At 61.9% G+C, this 3,188-nt stretch carries 2 protein-coding genes; both read right to left on the minus strand.

The window, feature by feature from the left end:
• Positions 1-150 precede the first annotated feature (150 nt).
• Positions 151-1,362 carry an NAD(P)/FAD-dependent oxidoreductase gene (locus tag NW809_RS11530; protein WP_228375481.1) on the minus strand — a complete coding sequence of 404 codons (1,212 nt, stop codon included), beginning with the start codon at positions 1,360-1,362 and terminating at the stop codon, positions 151-153.
• 649 nt (positions 1,363-2,011) lie between these two features.
• Complete coding sequence (tatC, locus tag NW809_RS11535) at positions 2,012-2,698, minus strand: twin-arginine translocase subunit TatC (protein ID WP_228375510.1); 687 nt, start codon at positions 2,696-2,698, stop codon at positions 2,012-2,014.
• Between the last annotated feature and the right edge of the window lie 490 nt (positions 2,699-3,188).

Raw genomic sequence — 3,188 nt, forward strand, 5'->3', positions numbered from 1 at the left:
GATCAGGCCGATAACAAGCTGTGGGCAGCACTGGGTACCTCAGCAAGGAACGACGGGCAATGGCGAGAGGCCAAGGCAAGGCCGAACTAGGACTAGATTACGACAGGACTTCTGCAGCGAATAGGGGGCTCTCCCGCACACCTGAAGGAACTATCCGTCTGTCAACTGCCACCAAAGATACCCCAGCCGCAGGTAGTGAAGCCGCAGCCAGGGGAAAGGGAAAAGGCGCGGTGGCTGGCGGAAGAGGGCGCTAATTTGGGGTCGGATGCCGGCGATCTCCTGGGCCAGGATTTTGCCTGCCCACACCCCTGTGGCCACGCCGCTGCCGTGGTAGGCCAGGCCGTACCAGAGGCTGGGATCCGTCGGCGAAGGGCCGATGTGGGGGTGAAGCTGGCGGGAGAGGCAAACCAAGCCGTTCCAGGCGTACTCGATCTCCACCCCCTCCCAGGCGGGAAAGAGGCGGTAGAGCTGCCGCGCCATCCAGGCCCGCAGGCGCTGGCGTTCCCTTGGGGCATCGCAGGTGCCGTCCCGCCCCCCAAACAGCAAGCGCCCATCCGGCAGGAGACGGTAGTAGAACAGCAGCCGTCGCGTGTCGTAGATCGGCGTCGGATCCCACCAGCCCTGAGCCCTTCGCTCTGCCGGCGTCAGAGGCCGGGTGACCAGAATGTTGGAAAGCACCGGCAACAGGGATCCGGCCAATTGGGGGTAGAGGTTGGCCGGCGTGTAGCCATTGGTGGCGATGACCAGGTGCCGTGCCCGCACCGTTCCCCCGGGCGTATGGCAAAGGTGGCGGGAGCCAACCTTTTCCCAGGCAACGACCCGGCTGGCGCTGTGCAATTGCGCTCCCCATTTCTGGGCGGCCTGGGCCAGCCCTTGGGCAAGCTTGAGGGGGTTGAGGCCAAACCCCACCCCGATGTGGAGGGCGCCGTGGTTCTCGCGGCTGTCGAAGCCCCGTTCCCGCAGCTCTTTGGGGCTGAGGAGCTGAACTGGGTAGCCGGCCACCTGGGCGTAGATCTGGTATTCGGCCTCCAACTCCCGCCAAGCGCTGGGGCGGTGGGCTACTGCGTACCAACCTTCTCCCTGGGCATCCAGGGAAAAGCCCTCGGCAGCGGCCAGCTCTTGCACGGTCTCCACCGCCTGCCGCTGATCCCGGTAGTAGCGCTCCGTCTCCGCCAGGCCTACCCGCCGCACCATTTGGGCATGGGTGAGGTAGCTCGCCCCCACTCCGCAGAAGCCGCCGTTGCGCCCGGAGGCGCCCCAGCCCAGGGATCCCGCCTCCAGCAGGCAAGCCGAGATGCCGTGATCGCGGGCCAGGTGCAGGGCCGTCGATAGCCCCGTCAATCCTCCTCCTATGATGGCCACCTCGGCCTCAACCTGCCCTTGCAGAGGCGCCGGATGTCGCCAACTGGAATCTGGTATTGTGCTGTCCCAGTAGCTGCCGACTGGGTAAGCAGGATCGTAGGTTTTGGGAGGATAAGGATTTGTCTTCGGGAGAAAAGTCCAAGCAACCATAGAACTTTAGAAGACTGGTTGGTCAAAAACCAATTTCTCTTTGCCCATCGGCCAAACCTCCCTTTGAGAAGAGCTCAGCAGCGCAGCGAGCCGCCGTTTGCCCTCGCTGGCCCAGAGGCTACAGCAGGCACCAAAACCGCCTCTTCTGACAACCGCACCAACCCCCCCAGGGCTTGCGAACAGGCCTCTCGTCCCTGGTGGGCTGGCGAGCGGTACGCTGGCAAAGTGAGGCGGGCCAATCCGCCGTTGAAATACCCTGCCCGGGAAAATTGGCCGGGATCCCTTCCAGTTCAAGGCGGGCCGGGCCCGCTCTCCCCCCGCTGGCGGTGGAGCCGTCTCTTGCCGATGGGGGTGGATGCCGGAACCCCGGCGCTAGCCAGGGCTGCAGTCCCGACTGTTGCCGCTGAGCAACTTGGTGAGAAGGTAGAGTTTATCCATTGGCGTTTCTCTTTCCCGGGCCGGAGACCCCGCTGGCAGAATCAAGGTCTGCGGCCTTGGGTCATTTGCCAAGCAGCTTCACCAGGAGAATGCCAAACAAGTACAGGAACGTTACCGCGCCAGCCAGGAGGCTCTGGGTGAGGGGATCCGTGGAAGGGGTGAGAATGGCCCCCGCCACCACCGAACCTAGGACAACATAGCGCCAACCCTTGAACATCTGCTCAGCAGTTACCAGGCCCAAAGCTCCCAGCAGCGCCTGCAAAATCGGCACCTGAAAGGCCAAGCCAGTGCTGAACATCAGCAGCAGCACAAACTCAAAGTAGCGGTCGATGGACCAGGCCTGATCCACCACCCCTTCCCCATAGCGAATGAAGAAGTTGAGCGCCGCCGGAATGAGGAGGTAGTAGGCAAAGACCAAGCCAGCCACAAACAAAAGGCTGGATCCGAGCACCACCGGCCCCAACAGCTTGCGCTCCTTGACGCTCAGCCCTGGCAAGACGAAGCGGGCAATTTGGTAGAGCACAAAGGGCGTGGCCAAGAGCAGCCCCGAATATGCCGCCACTTTCATAGAGACGAAAAAATACTCGCCCGGCGCCAGTTGCAAGAAGGTCACCCCCTGAGCGGGCACCTCCAGCAGGGCGACGATGCGGTTCACCACCAGAAAACAGGCGACGATACACAGGGCCACCGCAATGACACTGGCCAAGAGGCGGCTACGCAACTCCTCCAGATGCTCCATCAAGCTCATCTCGACCTCGTAGGGAAACTCCGGATCTGGCACCTGAGAAGGCTCAGGTGTTGCCGGAGCTTGCTGCGAGGACTCGGTCTCAGAGGCAAGGGGCATGGGCCGACAGGTAACGAAACCTTTCCTGCTATCTTAGCCCTGCCCCACCCTTAAGGAAAAGCGCCCGCCCAATACATGGCCCCCTTCCAAGCTGTTCCCGGAAGGAACTGCCGGGTTGTGGACGGGAGCTGCCCTTGCTCAAAGTCTCTGCTTCACCAGACTGTTGACGTTCTCCCCCGAATCCCCAAACCCCCCGTATACGGGGGGTTTGGGGGGAGCTAGGATCCCCGCCCCAAAGGGCTGGGGAGTATGTCAATACTTCATCTCGCCCGGCTAGGCTGAGGCGGGAGCAGCTCTAAAATTCTGAAGGACACAAAAGATACAGCCTTTTAATTTAAAATAGGGTACAGGTATTCAAGAGGAAGGAGAGAAAGGAATGCCGACTCATTCTTTG

This window comes from Synechococcus sp. WC101, from assembly GCF_047461555.1.
Lineage (GTDB): Bacteria > Cyanobacteriota > Cyanobacteriia > Thermostichales > Thermostichaceae > Thermostichus.

Bases quoted from the DNA above. Each gene is read 5' to 3' on its own strand.
- tatC (WP_228375510.1), bottom strand. From the start codon at position 2,698: ATGAGCTTGATGGAGCATCTGGAGGAGTTGCGTAGCCGCCTCTTGGCC.